17 protein-coding genes are annotated in these 18,237 nt (G+C 65.0%); all 17 read left to right on the top strand.

From position 1 onward, the window contains the following. The coding region (locus VNN77_07255; protein HXG51183.1) for a hypothetical protein at nucleotides 1–922 on the top strand (922 nt) is incomplete at its 5' end. A 44-nt stretch (nucleotides 923–966) separates the two neighbouring features. Continuing rightward, a complete protein-coding gene (locus tag VNN77_07250) occupies nucleotides 967–1,857 on the top strand; it encodes a dihydrodipicolinate synthase family protein (GenBank protein HXG51182.1) in 891 nt (296 codons plus the stop codon). Nucleotides 1,858–1,951: 94 nt separating this feature from the next. Then, nucleotides 1,952–2,950: an ABC transporter substrate-binding protein gene (locus VNN77_07245; protein HXG51181.1), complete on the top strand. Its 999-nt coding sequence runs from the start codon at nucleotides 1,952–1,954 to the stop codon at nucleotides 2,948–2,950. Nucleotide 2,951: 1 nt separating this feature from the next. Next, complete coding sequence (locus VNN77_07240) at nucleotides 2,952–4,391, top strand: UbiD family decarboxylase (protein HXG51180.1); 1,440 nt, start codon at nucleotides 2,952–2,954, stop codon at nucleotides 4,389–4,391. A gap of 152 nt (nucleotides 4,392–4,543) precedes the next feature. Continuing rightward, a complete protein-coding gene (locus VNN77_07235) occupies nucleotides 4,544–5,011 on the top strand; it encodes a hypothetical protein (GenBank protein ID HXG51179.1) in 468 nt (155 codons plus the stop codon). 52 nt (nucleotides 5,012–5,063) lie between these two features. Beyond that, complete coding sequence (locus VNN77_07230; protein HXG51178.1) at nucleotides 5,064–5,663, top strand: thiamine pyrophosphate-dependent enzyme; 600 nt, start codon at nucleotides 5,064–5,066, stop codon at nucleotides 5,661–5,663. Nucleotides 5,664–5,692: 29 nt separating this feature from the next. Then, on the top strand, nucleotides 5,693–6,199 hold the full coding sequence (locus VNN77_07225) for a hypothetical protein (GenBank protein HXG51177.1): 507 nt from the start codon (nucleotides 5,693–5,695) through the stop codon (nucleotides 6,197–6,199). 31 nt (nucleotides 6,200–6,230) lie between these two features. After that, nucleotides 6,231–7,202, top strand: coding sequence for an ABC transporter substrate-binding protein (locus VNN77_07220; protein HXG51176.1), 972 nt, complete (start codon nucleotides 6,231–6,233; stop codon nucleotides 7,200–7,202). Nucleotides 7,203–7,245: 43 nt separating this feature from the next. Then, nucleotides 7,246–9,591, top strand: a complete 2,346-nt coding sequence (locus VNN77_07215) for a xanthine dehydrogenase family protein molybdopterin-binding subunit (protein HXG51175.1) — start codon at nucleotides 7,246–7,248, stop codon at nucleotides 9,589–9,591. A 16-nt stretch (nucleotides 9,592–9,607) separates the two neighbouring features. Then, entirely contained in the window at nucleotides 9,608–10,114 is a 507-nt protein-coding gene (locus VNN77_07210) for a thiamine pyrophosphate-binding protein (protein HXG51174.1), read from the top strand. Next, entirely contained in the window at nucleotides 10,111–10,713 is a 603-nt protein-coding gene (locus tag VNN77_07205) for a thiamine pyrophosphate-dependent enzyme (GenBank protein HXG51173.1), read from the top strand. Before VNN77_07210 ends, VNN77_07205 begins: the two co-directional genes overlap by 4 nt. 30 nt (nucleotides 10,714–10,743) lie before the next feature. Further along, nucleotides 10,744–11,778 (top strand): tripartite tricarboxylate transporter substrate-binding protein, encoded by a 1,035-nt coding sequence (locus tag VNN77_07200; protein ID HXG51172.1) that lies wholly within the window; start codon nucleotides 10,744–10,746, stop codon nucleotides 11,776–11,778. Between the two features lie 298 nt (nucleotides 11,779–12,076). Further along, nucleotides 12,077–13,168 (top strand): ABC transporter ATP-binding protein, encoded by a 1,092-nt coding sequence (locus VNN77_07195; GenBank protein ID HXG51171.1) that lies wholly within the window; start codon nucleotides 12,077–12,079, stop codon nucleotides 13,166–13,168. 6 nt (nucleotides 13,169–13,174) lie between these two features. Beyond that, the gene (locus tag VNN77_07190) at nucleotides 13,175–14,899 is read left to right on the top strand and encodes an ABC transporter permease subunit (protein ID HXG51170.1); all 1,725 of its coding nucleotides are present in this window, start codon (nucleotides 13,175–13,177) and stop codon (nucleotides 14,897–14,899) included. Between the two features lie 26 nt (nucleotides 14,900–14,925). Next, entirely contained in the window at nucleotides 14,926–16,020 is a 1,095-nt protein-coding gene (locus tag VNN77_07185; GenBank protein ID HXG51169.1) for an extracellular solute-binding protein, read from the top strand. A gap of 119 nt (nucleotides 16,021–16,139) precedes the next feature. Then, the gene (locus tag VNN77_07180) at nucleotides 16,140–17,108 is read left to right on the top strand and encodes an ABC transporter substrate-binding protein (GenBank protein HXG51168.1); all 969 of its coding nucleotides are present in this window, start codon (nucleotides 16,140–16,142) and stop codon (nucleotides 17,106–17,108) included. Then, nucleotides 17,105–18,193 carry an ethanolamine ammonia lyase-activating protein gene (locus tag VNN77_07175; protein HXG51167.1) on the top strand — a complete coding sequence of 363 codons (1,089 nt, stop codon included), beginning with the start codon at nucleotides 17,105–17,107 and terminating at the stop codon, nucleotides 18,191–18,193. The genes VNN77_07180 and VNN77_07175 overlap by 4 nt, the downstream gene beginning before the upstream one ends. Nucleotides 18,194–18,237: the final 44 nt, after the last annotated feature.

Genomic DNA, 18,237 nt, shown 5'->3' with positions numbered 1-18,237 from the left:
GTGTTTGGAGATGCCGGCGGAGCCGAAGGGGAGCACGTTTGCGGGCAAGGTGCGTCATTTATCGTATCCGGTGCGGGAGCTGGGCGGGTTGATTTTCGCTTACCTCGGGCCCGACCCCGACAACCCGCCGCCCCTGCCGCGCTATTCGCCGCTGATCGATCGCGGCGGGCAGCGGCAGATCGAGCCGGTGCGTTACTGCGACTACAACTGGTTCAACTTCTTCGAGAATTCGGCCGATCCCGCCCATATCTGCATTCTCCACCGCCACGCGGGCTACGGCGAGCAGACCTGGGGTAATCATTTTTTCAGCTACCGCGACATGCCGGAGTTCAACTTCGTCGAGACGAGCTACGGCATGAAGGTGGTCATGACGAAGCCGGGACCGACGCCCGATACCGAGTTCGCCGACGAAATGAGCCTGGCTTTCCCGTCCATTATCCAGGTCGGAGACACCGAGTTCGTTCACGCCAAGCTGGATGCCGCCAAGCTGATGCGGGAAGGCTCGCAGTGCGAGCACATGCTTTTTCTCACTCCGAACGACGACGAGCACTTCATGGTCTTCACCGTCGACTATTACACCGGGCCGGATCCGGATTTTTTCGACAGGCTCCGGCGGATGCGCGAGCAGGAAAAGCCCAAGCAGGAGGTCAAGCCGTACGACCGGCGCAAGTACATACCGTACAAGGGCAACATCCGTCGGGAAGACGTCATGGCCCAGGCGACACAGGGGCTGCTCGGAGAGCGCGAAGAGCAGCTCGGGGTTTCGGACCGCGGCGTCATCCTGTTTCGGCGCCTCGTGCGCGAGGCGATCGAGGCCGCGTGGAACGGAGGCGTTCCCAAAGGGGTTCTGTCGAGGGAAAACGCCGACGAGATGGTACAGCTCGACTCGTTCGCCGGAGTGCGGCCCAGGGCGCGGGGCTGAGGTCGCGCGCAGCCGGCGACGCAGAGGACGAAAAGGGGGCGGGGATGATTCGCGGGGTTTTGTTACCCATCATTACTCCGTTCGACGAGAAGGTGCGCGTCGACGAGGAAATCCTCCGGCAGCTCGTCGACTTCCATATCGGAGCCGGAGTCCATGGCCTGTTCGTCCTCGGCTCCACTGGACAGGGCCCCGCGATGTCGGTGGAGGAGCGCAAGACGGCGGCGGCGGCCGCCATCGATCAGGCCCGCGGACGCGTGCCGGTGGTCATCCACGTCGGGACGGCGGACACGCTGAGCACCGTGGAGCTCGCGGAGCATGCGGCGGCGCACAAGGCCGACGCCATCGCGATCGTCCCGCCCTACTACTACAGCGATCACAGCGAGTTCGAGATCATCGCCCACTACCGCGCGGTCGCGCGCGCCGTCCCGCTCCCGATCTTCATCTACGAGAACCCGAAGTACTCCGGCATCTCGATTCCGCCGGGCGTGGCCGTCCGCCTGAAGGCGCAGGTGCCGGCGCTGAAGGGCATCAAGGTCGCGTACGGACAGGGCGCGCTCCTCGAATACGTCCGGTTGCTGCCCGACGTGTCGGTGTTCACGGGCAACGCGGACCTTTTCGGGCTCGTTCCGTTCGGCGTGGCCGGCATGATCAATCCGCCGACGAGCTTCGTCCCGGAGCTCTGCGTCGCCCTGTTCGAAGCGCTGGACGCGAAGGACTACCCGCGGGCGGTGGAGCTGCAGAAGAGGGTGGACACCGCGGCGCGCCTGGTGGCGGCGCGGCTGAGGAAATTCGGGCGCATACCGCTGCGCGAGGTCTTTCGGATGCGCGGCTTCGACGTCAAGCGGTTCCCCAAGTGGGAGACCGAGCCGATGCCGCGGGCGGAAGTGGCGGCGCTGGAGCGCGAGCTCCACGAAGAGGGCATTCTCGATCGGTGAGCTGGAACGTTCGGCAGCGAATTGTTCCGCGCGATCTGGATCACGTTGCGGGAACGCAGCGTCCAGGGGCGACCGGCTATCGACGGAGATCGGCATGAAGCCATTAAGACTTGACGTTTTCATTCGAGCTGTCGGCGCGGTCGCGCTGATAGGCTTTCTCGCGACGGTCGCGCCCGCGCGGGCCGAGCCCGTCCGGGTCGCTTACAGCGCGATCAGCGGCGCGATGGGACCGTTGTGGGTTGCCCACGATCTCGGGTTCTTCAAGCGCCACGGCGTCGATGTCCAGTTGCTCTATATAGGCGGCGGCTCGGTGGTGACCCAGGCTCTTCTCGGGGGCGACGTTCAATTCGTGCGCTTGGGGGCGAACGCGGTCATCCAGGCTTCCACTCGAGGGGCTGATCTCAAGATGGTGGCCAATACGATCAACCGCCTCATCTTTTCGTTGATGGCACGGCCGGAAATCCGATCCCCGGCAGACCTCAAGGGAAAAAAGATCGGCGTGACCCGCCTTGGCGGATCGACGGACTTCGCGTTGGAGCTGGCCCTTCGGAAATGGGGCTTGCGCCGCGGTGCCGACGTGGCGGTTCTCCAAACCGGCGGGATGCCGCAGCTGCTCGGCGCCATCCAGGCCGCCAGCGTCGACGCCGGCGTGATTTCGCCGCCGACCAATCTCCAGGCTGCGAAGCTGGGCCTGAGAGAGCTCGTAGATTTCAGCGACCTCGACATCGCCTACCCGAACTCGCCCCTGGCGACCACCCGGTCCTACGTCAGGACGAGGCGCGATCAGGCGCTGCGGTTCTTGCGGGCCTACTGCGAGGGCATTCAAAGAGTGCAGAAAGATCGCGAAGCCGCCCTGAGGGCGTTTTCCAGGTACACGAAGGTGAAGGACCCGCAGATTCTGGCCGAGCTTTACCGGATTTACGGCGTCAAGCACCTCGAAGCGGTTCCCTATGTCAGGCCGGAAGCCGTCGAGGAAGTGCTCCGGTCCGAGCTGAAGACCGGCGGCGCCAGGGCCGAAGATTTCATCGACAACAGCCTCCTGGCCGAACTGGATCGGGAAGGGTTTTTCAACAGCGCGACCCCGCGGAGGTAGTATGGGCTACGGCGATCTCCGAGAATGGCTGAGCCGGGTCGAGACCTTCGGCGAGCTTCGAACGATCGAGGGAGCCGATTGGAACCTGGAGATCGGGGCGATCATCGAGATGGCGCGCAAGGAGGCCCGGACGCCTCCGTGCATTCTCTTCGATTCCATAAAAGGCTACCCCAAGGGGTACCGCCTGGCCGCGGGGCTGCTCAATTCGATCAAGCGGGTCGCCTTGACCACGAACATGCCGCTGGACCTGCCGCCGATGGAGTTCGTGCAGACGTGGCGGGGGCGAATCAGGGAAATGAAACCCGTGCCTCCAATGTACGTCAAAGACGCGGCTTTCATGGAGAACGTCTGGGAGGGCGCGAATATCGATCTGCTCCGTTTCCCCACCCCACATTACAATATCGGCGACGGGGGGCGCTACATCGGCACCGGCCACCTGACGATCACGCGGGACCCCGACGAAGGATGGGTTAACATCGGAACCTATCGCGTCATGGTTCACGACGCGAAGCGGCTGGGGCTGTATATGTCGCCGGGCCGACACGGGCGGATCCAGATGGAAAAGGAGTTCGAGCGCGGTCGCTCGTTCCCCGTCGCGCTCGCCATCGGGTACGATCCGCTGATCTTCATGGCCTCGGCGTTCGAGGTGCCGTACGGCCTCTCCGAGTACGATTTTGCGGGTGGCCTGAAAGGTGAACCCGTAAAGGTGGTTCGCCTAGATCGCTCCGGCCTTCCGGTGCCGGCGGACGCGGAGATGGTGATCGAGGGCGAATGCCTTCCCTCGGAGCGGATGGCCGAAGGTCCGCTCGGGGAATGGACGGGATACTATGCCAGCCACGTGCGGGACGAGCCGGTGATCCGGGTGCAGCGTGTTTGCTTTCGCAACGATCCAATCATGACCGGCGCGCCGCCGAGCCGGCCTCCGACCGAGGCGACGTTCTACAAGAGCTTTTGGCGTTCGGCGATGGTTTGGGAAGAGCTGGAGCGGGCCGGCGTACCGGACGTTCGCGGCGTCTGGTGCCCGCCGGAGGGGAACACCCGACTCCTGACGGTGGTCGCCATCCGGCAGCGTTACCCGGGCCACGCGCGCCAGGCGGGGATCATCGCGTCGCAGTGTCACGCCGCCGCGTATCTGGGCCGGTTCACCGTGGTCGTCGACGACGATATCGATCCGACCGACATGAAGGATGTCTGGTGGGCGATGACCACGCGCTGCGACCCTGCGGAGGACATCGAGATTCTCAGGCGCTGCTGGAGCAGTCCGCTCGACCCGATTCTGCCAAAGGAACGCAAGGACCGGGACGCGAGCTGCAACTCGAGGGCCGTCATCGATGCCTGCCGGCCGTACGAATGGATGAACGAGTTTCCCGAAGCGGTCAAGGTTCCGCCGGATCTCGCGGAGCAGGTCCGCCGGAAGTGGGGGAAGCAGATCCTGGTCTAGCCCGCTCGGCGTTGCGGCCGGGCGGGGGTTCGATCCGTGAGAGCGAAGGAAGCGAGAGAAGAGCCGCGGCGTGAAGCCGGAGCCGGGGCGTTGCCTAATTTTCCGACGGCGCGCCGGATCGCCGAGCTCGCCCGCTAGCGAGGGGATCCCTGTTGGCTTACTACCAAGATCTCGCGGAATACATCGCGGCCCTGGAACGGGAAGGGTTGCTGTTCCTGGTTTCCCGGCCCGTCAACAAGGACACCGAGATGCACCCGCTGGTTCGCTGCCAGTTCCGGGGCCTCGGCGAGGACCCGCGCCGGGCGTTCCTCTTCGAGAAAGTCCACGACTCGAAAGGCGAGCGGTACGACATGCCGCTCCTCATCGGCGGGCTCGCGGCCTCGCAGCGGATCTACGCGTTGGGCCTGATGTGCAAGGAAAGCGAAGGCGAAGAGTTGTGGTCGAGGGCACTGGAGCGACCGATCCCTCGATTCTTGTCGGGAAAGGGCCACCGGAACAGTTGTCTCTACGTCCAGCGAGGCCTGCGATTGATTCCGCAACTCGAGGCGCCGGGCTTGCAGTACCGCGGATCGAAAACAGGGACCGGCTCGAGCGCGACGTCCAGGACGCCGTCCGGATGATGCACGCGTTTGAGCAGCCGGTGGCGCTGCTGTTCACGGGGGATTTCACGCTATGATCCGCTACGAATGCTTCGAGTGGCTGGCACCGCTGATGACCGACGAGCTGGTGGTGACGTCGCTCAGCGGACAGCGGGTGGAATGGGGACATCTTTCCCGGCGCGACGCGGATCTGAACCTCGGCTCGATGGGGAACGCGCTCGCCGTGGGCATCGGTCTCGCGCTGGCGCTGCGACACCGGAAGGTGTTCGTTTTCGAATCCGACGGAAGCGTGTTGTTGGCGCTGTTCAACCTTCCCACGCTGGCCAATCTCAATCCGCCGAACCTCGCCGTCTTCGTTTTCGACAACGAGGCTTACAGCGGCACGAGGATCAGCCACCCGACCGCGACCGCGGGTAAAACCGACCTGGCGGCGATGGCGCGGGCAGCGGGCATCGAGCACGCGGTCACGGTCTTTGCTCTCGACGAGTTCAAGAGGGAGGCGGCCGCGGCGCTGAGGGAGAGCGGGTTGAAGTTCGTCGTCTGCAAGGTCCAAGAGACCACTGGGCACCGCGCAATCCCCCGCAGCAACGTGGACCTCTTGGAAACCAAGTACCGCTTCGTGCGTTATCTGGAGCGCACCGAAGGCATGGCCATCTTTCGCGGGCGCGGCTAGGCGCCGATCGCTGGAGGCATCCGATCGTCGTGAACTCGGAGCTCGCAAGTCAAACGGTTTCGGCGCTGAAGGAAGCGGGGATCAGCTTCGTCAGTTACCTGCCGGAGACCCGATTGAGCGAGATGGTGCCTCTGCTCCAGGCCGACTCCTCGTTCATGCTGGCGCCCGTGGCCAGCGAAGCCGAGGCCGTCGGCATCGCCGCGGGCGCGGCTTTGGCCGGCAAGGACGCGGCAGTCTACATGGAAGGAACCGGCCTTTTCGTCTCCTGTTACAGCCTGCTCACAGTCGGTGAACGCTACGGCGTGCCGATGCTTCTTCTGGTGGCATACGTGGGCGATTTCGAGGACCGCCGAAACACGTTTCTCTTCTCCCATTACGGGACCAGGACCGCCGGGCTGCTCGACACGCTCGGCATTCAGTACCGGGTGGTCGATTCGGGCCGGACCGTGGCGCCGAGGATCAGGGACGCCGTTCGAGCGATGCACGCCTCAAAGCTGCCGGTGGCGCTGCTGTTCACGGGGGAATTCACTGAATAGCGAGGTTCACGGGAAAGCGAGGGTTGGCTCCATGAGCGTTCGATTGCGCGTCGCGGCTGTTCTTCTCGCCGGCGGCCTGGCGGTCATCGCCGGTCCGGCGGCTCGCGCGAAAACCATTTATATCGGGGTGTCCAACCCCGATATGTCTTTTCTCAGCGGAGGCGTCGCCAAGTTCCAGGGGTACTTCCAGGACGAAGGGCTGGACGTCGAAATCCTGCAAATGAACGCCAACGTGTCGGTCGCCGCCCTCGCCGCCGGAAACATCGACTACAATCTGATTCTGCAGTCGGTCGTTACCGCCAACCTCCGCGGACTGCCGCTCAAGGTAGCGGGCATCCTGATCGAGCGTCCCAACCATGTCGTCGTGGTCCACCCCGGCATCCGGAAGTTCGCCGACCTCAAAGGCAAGAAGATCGGCATCAGCTCCTTCGGCTCGCTGGTGGACATTCTCGCTCGGCTAACGGCGGCGCACTTCAATCTCGATCCGAGGTCGGACATTGAGCTCGTGGCCGCGGGCAGCAGCTCGGCGCGCGTGGCTCAGCTGCAGGCCGGCCTCGTGCAGGCGAGCTTCGTCACGCCGCCGGGGAACCTCCGGGCGGAAGCGGCGGGGTTCAAGAGCCTTTTGAGCGTCCGTGATCTGTTCCTTTTCCCCGTGAACGGCATCGGGGTGCACGAGCAGAAGCTGAAGAATCATCGGGCCGAAGTGAAAAAAGTAACTCGGGCGCTTCTCAGGGCGAACCGCTACATCCTGGACAACCCGAAAGGGGCGATCAAGATCCTCGCCACCTGGGGCCGGACCAGACCGGAGGTGGCCGAGGAGGCCTACCACGTCAACGCGAGGAACTACAGCCGCAATCTGCTGGTATCGACGGCGACGCTGGAGCGGGTCATCGAGAGCACTCGCTTGAACGTGGAGACGAAACGGAAAGTGGCCGTCGAGGAGGTCTTCGACTTTGGTCTCGTGCGCGAAATCTTGAAGGAGATGGGCGAGAATCCCAAATAGCGGGAGTGCGGCGGACCACCCGCAAGAAAAGTGCAGAAGATAGATGAAGGAGTCGAGCGCGAAGACGGGGGGAGCGAGGCGGCACCGTAAGCCCGGCCGGGTGATCGGGGTTCCGACGCCCCGCTCCGAGGGACCGGAAAAGGTTTCCGGGAGGGCGGTCTACGCGACCGACGTGACGCTCCCGGGCATGCTGTGGTGCAGGGTTCTTCGCAGCCCGATCCCTTATGGCCGTATCAAGCGTATCGATGTGTCCCGGGCCGCCGCGCTTCCCGGCGTGAGGGCGGTGGCCGCGGGGGACGACGTGCGCGGCCTTCTGATCGGGCGAAAAATCTACGACATGCCCGTTCTCGCCGACGGAGTGGTTCGCTTCGTCGGAGAGAAGGTCGCCGCGGTCGCGGCGGAAACCGAAGAGATCGCGGAGGAGGCGCTCGGCCTGATCGAGGTCGAGTACGAGGAGCTGGATCCCGTGCTCGATCCGCTGGAAGCGCTGAAGCCGTCGGCGCCGCTGCTCCATCCGGGCGTCGCCGGCTATCGGGGGTTGCTCCACCCGATCGAGGCGCCGAGCAACGTCTTCTTCGACATGAGCTGGGGAAAAGGGGACGTCGACGCAGGCTTCCGCGAGGCGGACCTCGTCGTCGAGAACACGTTTCGCGCGCCGCCGGTGCACCAGGCCTACATCGAGCCTCACGCCTGCGTCGTGCGGGCGAACCCCTCCGGCCCGGCGGACATCTGGGCGTGCTCGAAGGTGCCATTCGCGCTCCGCGAGCAGGTAGCCGCGGCCTTCCGCAAAAGTCCGGACGATTTCGTCGTCCATCCCTGTTACATCGGCGGCTGCTTCGGCGGTAAAGGGGACTTCATGGACGTTCCGGTTTGCTACCTGCTGTCGCTCAAGAGCGGTGGCCTCCCGGTGAAGATGGTGATGGACTACGCGGAGGAGTTCGTCGCCGGCAACCCGCGCCACGGCGCCATCGTGACGGTCAGGACCGGCGTCAAGCGTGACGGGCGGCTCGTCGCCCATCGTCTGGACTTCCTCTACGACAGCGGGGCCTACGCGGCGTTCAAGCCGCAGGGTTACCTGGTCGGGCCCAGGGAAGCGGCCGGGCCGTACCGGATCCCCAACGTCCTGGTCCGCGAGAGGATCGTCTACACGAACAAGGTTCCCTGCGGGCATATGCGGGCACCGGGCGATCCGCAGGGATTTTTCGCCAACGAGTCGCAGATGGATCTCGTCGCCAGGCGTCTGGGCCTGGACCCTATCGAATTCCGGAAGCGCAACCTCATGCGCGACGGCGACGTTTCGCCGATCGGCCACGTCGTGCCGCACATCAGGGCGACGCAGACCCTGGATCGCGCCCTGGCGGCCGCGGGGTACCGCGGGCCGAAGGGGAGGCACGTGGGGCGCGGCGTCGCGGTCGCGCAGTGGATTCCCCTCGGAGGCGAGTGCCGCGCGGTCGTCACGATCGACGAGGACGGGGGCGCGAGCGTCGCCACCGCCATGGTCGACCAGGGCGCCGGCACGTATACGGCGATGCGGCAGATCGCCGCGGAGGAGCTCGGGCTCGACGTCGGGCACGTCCGTTTCGAGATTCTGGACACCAGCCGCACCGCACCGGATACCGGCGTGGGCGCGAGCCGGGCCACGCGGATCTTCGGGAACGCCACCCTGGCCGCGGCGCAAGACGCGGGGCGCAGGCTCCGCGAGGCGGCGGCGAAGATGCTCGGCGTCTCCCCGGAGCGGCTGCGTCTGGCGGGCGGCGCGGTCGTGGCACCTTCGGGGCGGAGGCTCTCCTACGGCGACGTCGTGAAAAGCGCCGGAGGCGCGATCCGCGGAGACGGATCTTACCGGAACTTCGCTTCGGGGCCCGAGGCGGCGGTTTGCGTCCAGGTGGCGGAGGTGGAGATCGACGTGGAAACGGGGAAGCTGGAGGTCCGAAGGTTCACCACGGCCCACAGCACGGGCACGGTGATCAACCCGCTCGCCCATCAAGGGCAGATCGACGGCGGCGTGGTGATGGGCATAGGCTATGCGGTCATGGAAGAACTGCCGATCGAGGAAGGCAGGGTCGTGGGCCGGAGCTTCGCGGAGAACAAGATCCCGTCGGTCCGCGACATTCCGGAGCTTCGAACCGTGGTCGATGAAATTCCCGTGGGCAACGGCCCGTACGGCGGCATGAGCATCGGCGAGCCGCCGGTGATCCCCGGAGCGGCGGCGATCGCCAACGCCGTGCACGACGCCGTCGGCGTGCGCATCCGCGACCTGCCGATCACGGCGGAGAAGATATTCAACGCCCTCGCGGAGGCGCGCCGGTCTTCTCACGGGCCCGAGAGAGAGGGCCGGCCCGCCGACGCCGACGGGCGCCGCATGGTTGCGGCGTCGGGAGCCGCTTGATATTGACGTTTCGCCCATGAAGGAAGAGCTTGCGCGTAGACTCGTGGGCGCCCTGAAAGGCGCCGGAATCGATTTCGTCACGTACCTGCCCGAGACGCGGCTGAGCCAGATCCTCCCGCTGCTTCGGGCCGAGCAAGGCATCACGCTGGTGCCGGTGGCGAGCGAGGCGGAGGGGGTGACGATCGCCGCGGGGGCCGTCCTCGGCGGAAAACAAGCCGCGGTCTACCTGGAGAATACCGGGCTGTACGTGTCAAGCTATCCGCTCCTCACGCTCGGAAAGCAGCTCGGCGTGCCGCTCCTGCTCGTGGTGGCCTACCTCGGAGGGGTGCCCGATCAGCGCAACAGCTTTCTCTACGCGACCATCGGCAACCGGACGGTCCCGCTGCTCGAGAGCCTGGGGATCGAGCACCTGCTGATCGAAGATGACGTGCGCCTGGAGATCAAGGTGGCGGACGCGGTCCGCGCGGCCAACGCGCTTCGCAGCCCGGTCGCGCTGCTGTTCGGGGGCGATTTCACCGTATGATCCGCAAGGAATGTCTGGAGCTCCTGGCCGCGCGCATCACCGATCAGCTGGTCGTGACGTCGCAAAGCGGCCAGCGAATCGAATGGGCGCACCTCTCGCGGCACGAGGGCAATCTCCTCGTCGGAATGATGGGTTGCGCGCTCGGAGTGGGAATGGGGCTCGCGCTTGCGCTGCCGCACCGCAAGGTGATCGTTCTCGAGTCGGACGGCAGCGTGCTCCTTTCCCTTTTCAACCTCGCGACGCTCGGTAACCTGAGGCCCGCGAATCTTGTCGTTTACGTCTTCGACAACGGCGTCTACAGCGGCAGCCGGATCAGCTATCCCACGGCAACCGCCGGTCATACGGACCTCGAGGCGATCGCGCGCGGCGCGGGCGTGCCCAACGCAACCACGATTCGCGAGGTCGAGCAGTTCAGGCGGGAAGGGCTCGCCGCTCTCGACCGGCGGGAGACCGCGTTTCTCGTGTGCAAGGTGCAGGAGAGCCTGATCCATCGGGAAATACCGCGGCCGGTGACCGATCTCGCGGAAAACAAGTACACGTTCGTGAGGTACCTGGAGAGAACGGAAAACAAGCCTGTTCGTTTTGTCGGACGGGGTTAGAGACAGGGCTGAAGCCCGGGAGGGTCGTTCATGGTCGGAAGCGTGCGGTCGGCGATTCGGATTCTGGCGGTGGCCGGTTTGGTCGCGGGAAATCCGGGTGGGGCAGTTGCGCAGGAGTTCTTCAAGGACAAGGTCATTCATTTCATCGTCGGCTATTCGCCCGGGGGATCGTTCGACCTCTATACCCGGGTGATCGCCCGGCACTTTTCGAAGCACGTCCCGGGAAATCCGACGACCGTAGTGGAGAACATGACCGGCGCGGGCGGCATCATCGCCGCGAACCACCTGTTCAACCGCGCCAAGCCGGACGGGCTGACGATCGGCGCCTGGGCCGCGCCGCTGGTCCTGCAGCACATCATGGGAAACGAAGCGGTGAAGTTCGACGGGCGCAAGTTCGACTACCTCGGCGTCCCGAGCCCTTACGACACCGTCTGCACGTTCAACAGCCAGAGCGGCATCGGCAGCGTGGAGGACTGGTTCGCGGCGAAGCGGCCGATGAAGATATCGTCGATCGGACCGGGGACGAGCACGTCCGACATCCCGAAGCTCTTGAAGGCCGCGCTCAATTTGCCGCTGGAGGTCCTCGATGGGTACAAGGGAGGCGCCAACGCGCGCCTCGCGGTGGAATCCGGAGAGGTCGACGGTTACTGCGGTTCCTGGCAGACGGTCGAGACCGTGTGGCGCAGCGCGTATGAAAGCGGCAAGATCCGGGCGGTGCTGCAGGCGACGCTGGAATCCCATCCGAAATACAGGCATGTGCCCCTGGCGATCAAGTACGCGAAATCCGACCTCGCGCGCCAGCTGATCACGGTGGCTGACAGCGCCCACGGCGCCCAGTTTCCCTATTCGCTTCCGCCGGGCGTGCCCAAGGACCGGCTCCAGATCCTGCAAAAGGCGTTCGTCAATACGCTCAAGGACCCGGAGTTCCTGGCGGAAGCCAGGAAGTCGAAGCTCGACATAGAGGTGGTCGACGGCCCGACGGTGGCGAAAAAGCTCGCGAGCCTCTACAACCTGAATCCGCAAACGGTGGGAAAGCTCAAGGAGGTCCTGCTGCCGAAGAAATGAGCGGCAGCCGCTCGAAGGCAGGAGGCAGTTGCAACCCGCCTCCCGTTGGTGCCGGTCGAGCGCGCCACTTTCGGCGGGCAAAAACGCCAACGGATCCTCCGACGATAGCGTCCTTAACGTCAAACTCACGCCCGCCTCTTCTCCCCTTGCCTAAACGAGCGGCCGGGAATAACATCCGTGGCTGATTCGGCTCCGGCACGGGCGCTGTCGCAGCCACGGGATGGACGGCCGTTCGACGGCGGCGCGCCCGCGCCGCCGATTGATCGGCGAGCATGCTTCGCTGCGCCCATTTCAGGCAATGGCGCCACCGGTACTCGAGTTCCGCAACGTCACGAAGCGCTTCGGCTCCGTGCAGGCCGTCGACCGGATGAGCTTCACCGTCGGCCCGGGTGAGTTCTTTACTCTGCTGGGACCCTCGGGCTGCGGCAAGACCACGACGCTGAGGCTCGTTGCCGGCCTCGAGGAGCCCGACGGCGGCGAAATCCTCCTTGGAGGCAGGACGGTGGCGGCACCCGAGCGCGGGCTCTTCACTCCTCCCGAGAAGCGGCAGCTGGGAATGGTCTTTCAGTCCTACGCGGTCTGGCCGCATCTCACCGTGTTCGAAAACGTCGCGTTTCCCTTGCGCGTGCGACGCCAGCCGGCCGCGACCATCCGCCGCCGCGTGGAGGAGGCGCTGGAGAGCGTCGGGCTGGCTGGCCTGGCGGAACGGGGCGCGACGGCTCTTTCGGGAGGGCAGCAGCAAAGGGTCGCGCTGGCGCGCGCCCTGGTATATGCTCCCGCGATCCTGCTGCTCGACGAGCCTCTCTCCAACCTCGATGCCAGGCTGCGCGAGCAGATGCGGCGTGAGATTCGAGACCTGCAGCGACGGCTGGACCTCGCGGTGCTCTACGTGACGCACGATCAGGCCGAGGCGATGACCCTGTCGGACCGCATCGCCGTGGTGCGCCAAGGTCGCTTCGAGCAGATTGGGACCCCGGCCGAGCTTTACGAGGCGCCCGCAACGACCTTCGTCGCCGAGTTCCTGGGGCGGACCATCATCCTGGAAGGAATGCTGGTCAAGGAAGCGGGGACCTGCTGGTTCGAGCTTGCAAACGGCGGCGGCCGCGTGGCGGTGGGGAACGGCAAGGGCGATGGTCTCCGGGCGGGCCAGGCGGTGCGGCTCCTGGCGCGCCCCGAGGACGTGGAGGTACGTCCCCCCGGCGGGCCTGCCGACGACGGGATTCCCGCGGTGGTGGACGACGCGACCTATCTCGGCGACCGTTTCGAGTATCGCGTCAATGCTTCCGGCTCCGTATTCGTGCTTCCGGCGCCGAAGCGGCGGCGCTATTTCACGGGATCGGAAATCCGCCTGCGGTTCGATCCTGCCTCGGTGCATTTGCGGCCGCTCTGAGCGTTCATGATTTCCGGTGTTCGGCTCCTCTCCGCGCCGCACTTTCGCATCCGGCCCGTTCGGCTGGCCGAAATCGTCATGCTGGCGTTCCTGGCGGTGGCGATGGGATTGCCGCTGCTCTACCTTCTCGCCGGCAGCTTCCGGCTCACGCCGCCGGGGGAGCCCGCGGCTTACGCGCTCGATAACTGGGCACGGGCCTTCAGCGACGAGGGAATGCTCGGCGCGCTGTGGATGAGCTTTCTCCTGTCCACCGCGCGCTTGATCCCGGCAATGATCCTGTCGGTGCTGATCGCCTGGCTGATCGCACGCACCGATATGCCCGGAGGCAAGGCGATCGAGGCGTTCTGCTGGTTCGCCTACTTCATCCCCGATTTTCCCCTCGTCCTCGCCTGGATTCTCCTGCTCGACCCGAATTTCGGTTTCCTGAACGGCCTTGCCCGAGCGCTGCCGTTCGTCGACGGGCCGATCTTCAACCCGTACAGCTTCTGGGGAATCGTCTGGGTCCACACCTCGACCGGAGGCGTCTGGTTCAAGGTGATGCTTCTGACTCCGGTGTTCCGCCGGCTCGGCGCCTCGCTGGAAGAGGCGGCACGAGTATCGGGAGCCGGGCCGGCGGCGATGCTCCGGCGCGTGACTTTGCCCGTACTGGCGCCCATGATTCTCGCCGTCTCGGTACTGAGCTTCATCCGCGGCCTCCAGTCGTTCAACACGGAGCTTCTCCTGGGGACGCCGGCCGGCATCTTCGTCTATTCCACCCGCATCTATGATTACCTGCAGGACGAGCCACGCGCCTACGGCGAGGCAACGGCGCTGGGATCGGTTTTCCTCCTGATCCTGGCGCTGCTCCTGGCTGGCTACTGGCGCTTTCTGAGCGGCACGAGACGGTTTGCGGTCGTGAGCGGCCAGGGGTACTCGACGTTACGCGTCAGACTGGGGACGTGGCGCTACGCGGCTCTGGCCGCCTGTCTGCTTTACGTCGGCGTGATGATGATCTTGCCCCTGTGCTTTCTCGTTCTGGGCTCGTTCATGCGGCGTTACGGCTTCTTTCAGATCGATTCGCCCTTCACCATGGCGCACTGGCGCGGCCTGCTGGGTGATCCGGTTTTCTGGCTGGCGTTGAAGAACAGCCTCGTGATCGGCGCGGTCACGGCCGCAGGCGGCATCCTCCTCTACTCCACGGTGGCGTATCTGGTGGTGTCGCGTCGAACCGTTGCGGGACCCGTGCTCGAGGCGCTTTGCTGGGTGCCGCACGTTCTACCCGGCATCCTGCTCGGCCTCGGGCTGCTCTGGCTTTTTCTCGTCACGCCGCTGCGCAGCGTGCTCTACGGAACCGTATGGGGGATCGCCCTCGCCTTGATCCTAAGCGACAGCCCGGTGACCACGCAGGCGTTCAAGGCCGGTCTCATCCAGCTCGGCGCCGACCTCGAAGAGGCCGCGCGCGTCAGCGGGGCTTCCTGGCTCTACACCTACCGTCGAATCCTTTTGCCGCTGGTCGCCCCGATTGCCGGCGCCGTCGGCCTGATGAACTTCGGCAGCGCCTTGACCAGCATCGGCATTCCCGTGCTACTGTACAGCCACCCGTCGCGGCCGCTGGCGATTCTGCTCCTGGAGTACAGTTTCGCCGGTGAGCTGGAACGGGCGGCGGCACTGGGTCTGCTGATCACGTTGCTCATAGGCGTAATGATGATAGCCGGGCGGCGCCTGGGACTGCAGCTCTCGGGGGCCGATTAGCCGGGCGAAAACCGGGGAGGAAGTCGATGGGGAGAACACGGGCGTTCCTTTGGCTGGTCGGCTGCTGCTTGGCGCCGGCTCTTGCCCAGCCTTGGGCGGCAGAAAAGGAATGGCAGGAGGCGATCGCCGGGGCAAAGAAGGAAGGAAAAGTGGTCGTTGCGGGATCTCCGGACCCCGTGATGCGTAACGAGGTCATCCCCAGGTTCTCGGCGCGCTTCGGGATTCCGGTGGAATTCATCGCCGGTCGTTCGAGCCAGATTGCGGCGCGCGTGCAGGCCGAGCGGTCGGCGGGGATCTACAGCGTCGACGTCTATCTATCGGGACCAGATACGACCGCGGTGACGCTGTACGGGGGAAAGCTGATCGATCCGGTTGGGCCGCTGCTTGTCATGCCGGAAGTGGCGGACGGTTCGAAATGGAAAACCGGAAAGGTGTGGCTGGTCGACCCGGAACAGAAGTTCGTGGTGCGTCCGTTCAGCAGCGTGGCGACGTTGCTTTTCATCAACACCGATCACGTGAAGCCGGAGGAGATGCGCTCGGTCAAGGATCTGCTCAACCCGAAGTGGCGCGGGAAGATTTCGGTCGAGGATCCCACGACGACGGGGGCGGGCGCGAACGCGGCGGCGCGTTTCTACAGCGAGCTCGGCGAGGAGTTCGTGAAGAGCTTCTACATCGATCAGAAGCCGGTCCGCACGCGGGATCGGCGCCAGATGACGGACTGGCTCGCTCGCGGGACGCAGCCGGTCTGCCTCAACTGCCGGGAAGACGACGTACGGCCGCTGATCAAGGACGGCTTGAGAGCGCTCGAGGTTTTCGAGCTTTCGGGGATGAGGCCCACGGTCAACGGCTCACCCTGGTTGCTGACGGTGGCGAACCGGGCGCCGCACCCTAGGGCGGCGCAGGTATTTGCAAACTGGATGCTTTCGCGAGAGGGCCTGGAGATTTACGCCCGCGGTTACGGTTCCGCGACGCTCCGGACCGATGTCGACGAATCCTTCCTCAAGCCCGAGAACATTCCGAAGCCCGGGGTCAAGTATTTCGACGACACCGAGTGGAAATGGGTGGTGACTGGCCGCCGGGAGCACCGCACGAAAGTGTGGAAGCTGTTGAAAGGGCGCTGACCGTCCCGTGCAAGGCATTGAAGACGCGGCCCTCGCCCGAGGCGGACTTCGTGAACGGAAAGACGTGGCGCCACTTCGACGGTTCGAGCCCGGCGGCAGAGGCGGAAAGGCGGTGAACGATGGCCAGGAAGATCAGGGTTTACTACAGAGCGCCGAGCCATGTGCCGCTCTGGAAGGTCATGGAGGAAGGCGGCTTTCTCGAGAAGCACGGATTGGCGATGGAGCTCGGCTCCCTCGAAGGACAGCGCAGGCGGGCAGCGGAGGGTCTCAAGGCGGGAGACCTCGACATCGTTTCCGGTAACCATCACAACCTCTACGCCCGCAAGGCGCGCCACGGCGACCCATACGTCCATCTCGCTCAGACCAACAACCGCTGGCGGGAAAACTTTCTCGTCGCGCGCGACGGGATTGACGGCCTTCAGGACCTCAGGGGCAAGAGGGTGGCGATGGATGATTACGACGGCCATACCGGGCTCAACGTCTGGCTCTACCTCAAGCGGGCCGGGCTCGAGGAAGGTCGGGACGTAGAGCTGGTCACGGATCCGGTGAAGGGCGTCGAGCGGGCGCGCGGAGTCGCGGAGGGCAAGTACGACGCGACGTTCATCCGGGCGGTGGAGCGCCTGCGGGTGCTTCGCTCGGGCGCACGGGTGATGGAAGTGCCGCCGATGGCGATGATCGAAGGCGTCACGCTCACGACGACCACGACCTACGTGAAGAGCCACGAGGAGGAGGTCCGCGCGTTGATTCTGGCGCTGATCGACGCCATCCATTTCTTCAAGACCCGCAGGGCGGAGACGCTGGAGATCGTCAAACGGCATTGCGGCCGGATGCTCCGGATCGAGAACGACGAAGAGTGGGACTGCTTCTACGAAACCCAGGCCGCAACCCTGGAGCCGGCGCCGTACCCGTCGTTCGAAGCGATTCAGAACGTCTTTGCCCTGGCGGTGAAGCGCGATCCGGAGATCAAGGACTTCAACCCGCTGATCCTGTGGGATCTGCACTATCTCCGGGAGATCGACGACAGCGGCTATATCGACCGGCTCTACCGCCGAGAAAATCGAGAAGAGGAGACCAGAACGGAGCGATGATTCCCAGCAAACAGGCGACGCTCACCGACGAATCGACTTACCAGCAGTGGGTCAAGACCGAGGGAATTCCGGTCATACGCGAGTTCTTCATCCAGGACATCAAGAAGGTTCCGCTCGAGCCGTGGAAGCGGATGGGAGGGCTCGGAGTCTATCTGAACCTGATCGGCACCGGCGAGGCCAACGACGCCTACATCTACGAGATCCCGCCGGGGGGGAAAAGCAAGGAGCAACGGCATCTTTTCGAGGAGATGATCTACGTGATCTCGGGGCGCGGCGCGACCAGCGTCTGGCAGCCGGGCGGCAAGAAGCAGACCTTCGAATGGCAGACCGGGAGCCTGTTCTCGCCGCCGCTCAACTGCTGCTACCAGCACTTCAACGGCAGCGGCTCGGAGCCGGCCCGGATGCTGGCGGTCACGAACGCCCCGGTGGTCCTCAACCTCTTTCACAACGTGGATTTCGTTTTCGACAACCCCTACGTGTTCGAGGACCGTTTCGCCGCGGAAGAAGAGTACTTCTCGGGCCGCGGCCACTCCTTTCCCGGGAGGATCTGGGACACCAACTTCGTCCCGGACGTCCACACGATGGCGCTCCAGGAGTGGCGCGAGCGCGGGGCGGGCGGAAAAAACATCATGCTGGAGCTCTCCGAGAACACGATGGGCGCCCACATCTCGGAGTTTCCCGTCGGCACCTACAAGAAAGCGCACCGCCACGGCCCCGGCGCCCACGTGGTCATCATCGCCGGAAAAGGCTACTCCCTGCTCTGGCCTCAGGGCGAGGAGATCCGGAGATTCGACTGGCAGCCGGGTGCGATCGTGGTTCCGCCGGATTTCTGGTTTCACCAGCATTTCAACGCCGGGAACACGCCGGCGCGCTATCTGGCCCTGCGGGCGAGCGGCAAGAAATTCAAGGGGCTGCGGAAGGTCTACGGCGTCGACGAGGACGTGAAAAAGGGCGGATCTCAGCTCGAATACGAAGACGAGGACCCGCGCATTCACCGCGAGTTCGAGGAGGAGCTGGCGAGGGCGGGCGCGCGCTGCGCGATGGGGGCCCTGCATCCGCGCTGCACGCAGAAGCCGGGAGTGTAGACAGGAACAGCGTCCGGTGCCGGGCAAAGCTTCAGGGCGAGAAC

The sequence above is a fragment of the Candidatus Zixiibacteriota bacterium genome, assembly GCA_035574315.1.
Lineage (GTDB): Bacteria > Desulfobacterota > Binatia > UBA9968 > UBA9968 > DATLYW01.
This window is presented reverse-complemented; position numbering and strand designations above follow the sequence as displayed.

What these genes read in the sequence shown, in the direction of transcription:
- VNN77_07250 (HXG51182.1), top strand. Translation starts at nt 967, where the DNA reads ATGATTCGCGGGGTTTTGTTACCCATCATTACTCCGTTCGACGAGAAG.
- VNN77_07245 (HXG51181.1), top strand. Translation starts at nt 1,952, where the DNA reads ATGAAGCCATTAAGACTTGACGTTTTCATTCGAGCTGTCGGCGCGGTC.
- VNN77_07195 (HXG51171.1), top strand. Translation starts at nt 12,077, where the DNA reads ATGGCGCCACCGGTACTCGAGTTCCGCAACGTCACGAAGCGCTTCGGC.
- VNN77_07180 (HXG51168.1), top strand. Translation starts at nt 16,140, where the DNA reads ATGGCCAGGAAGATCAGGGTTTACTACAGAGCGCCGAGCCATGTGCCG.
- VNN77_07240 (HXG51180.1), top strand. Translation starts at nt 2,952, where the DNA reads ATGGGCTACGGCGATCTCCGAGAATGGCTGAGCCGGGTCGAGACCTTC.
- VNN77_07230 (HXG51178.1), top strand. Translation starts at nt 5,064, where the DNA reads ATGATCCGCTACGAATGCTTCGAGTGGCTGGCACCGCTGATGACCGAC.
- VNN77_07185 (HXG51169.1), top strand. Translation starts at nt 14,926, where the DNA reads ATGGGGAGAACACGGGCGTTCCTTTGGCTGGTCGGCTGCTGCTTGGCG.
- VNN77_07215 (HXG51175.1), top strand. Translation starts at nt 7,246, where the DNA reads ATGAAGGAGTCGAGCGCGAAGACGGGGGGAGCGAGGCGGCACCGTAAG.
- VNN77_07190 (HXG51170.1), top strand. Translation starts at nt 13,175, where the DNA reads ATGATTTCCGGTGTTCGGCTCCTCTCCGCGCCGCACTTTCGCATCCGG.
- VNN77_07205 (HXG51173.1), top strand. Translation starts at nt 10,111, where the DNA reads ATGATCCGCAAGGAATGTCTGGAGCTCCTGGCCGCGCGCATCACCGAT.
- VNN77_07200 (HXG51172.1), top strand. Translation starts at nt 10,744, where the DNA reads ATGGTCGGAAGCGTGCGGTCGGCGATTCGGATTCTGGCGGTGGCCGGT.
- VNN77_07220 (HXG51176.1), top strand. Translation starts at nt 6,231, where the DNA reads ATGAGCGTTCGATTGCGCGTCGCGGCTGTTCTTCTCGCCGGCGGCCTG.
- VNN77_07210 (HXG51174.1), top strand. Translation starts at nt 9,608, where the DNA reads ATGAAGGAAGAGCTTGCGCGTAGACTCGTGGGCGCCCTGAAAGGCGCC.
- VNN77_07175 (HXG51167.1), top strand. Translation starts at nt 17,105, where the DNA reads ATGATTCCCAGCAAACAGGCGACGCTCACCGACGAATCGACTTACCAG.